Source organism: Fulvivirga aurantia (assembly GCF_009711475.1).
Taxonomy (GTDB): domain Bacteria; phylum Bacteroidota; class Bacteroidia; order Cytophagales; family Cyclobacteriaceae; genus Fulvivirga; species Fulvivirga aurantia.
The window spans coordinates 1-452 of the sequence record NZ_SMMD01000090.1; the positions used below are offsets into that span (position 1 = coordinate 1).

Annotated in this window: 1 protein-coding gene; it reads right to left on the bottom strand. The window is 38.5% G+C overall.

All coding sequences use genetic code 11. The features are described from left to right. The coding region (locus tag E1176_RS00165) for a carcinine hydrolase/isopenicillin-N N-acyltransferase family protein (protein ID WP_155208580.1) at positions 1-452 on the bottom strand (452 nt) is incomplete at both ends.

The following is a 452-nucleotide window of genomic DNA, read 5'->3' on the forward strand; positions in this document are numbered from 1 at the left end:
CTCAAGTTCTCTTGCAGGCTGTCCAGCTTTTCCGAAAGTGTTCCCAACTTTTAACAGGTTGATTTCCTCTCCGTTATCTTCAAGTTCCGAAATCCTGTTTTCAATGCTCTCATAACGATAGCAAGGATAATTGCCTGCTTCTGGTTCAGACAAGAGATAATTGGTCATAATCAATTTGTTATCCTCAATCCAATGAAGCTGCCTTTTGCCATCTACCCATTCTACTACAACTGCTTTTCCCGTTTTATCTCCGAACATCATATGGCTCTTGTTCAAAGCTATTTTCTCTCTTTCCAAGAATTCCAATGCTTCGTCAACTGTTGAGCAATACGATAAAATTTTGTCTCCCAAATTATTTTTTGGGTTTCCGTGTCCTTTTATTTTTTGTTGTTCAGGTGTAACAGCGGCATCAAAAAAAAGTCCTTTTTCATTAATGCCTCCTTGTGCGAATT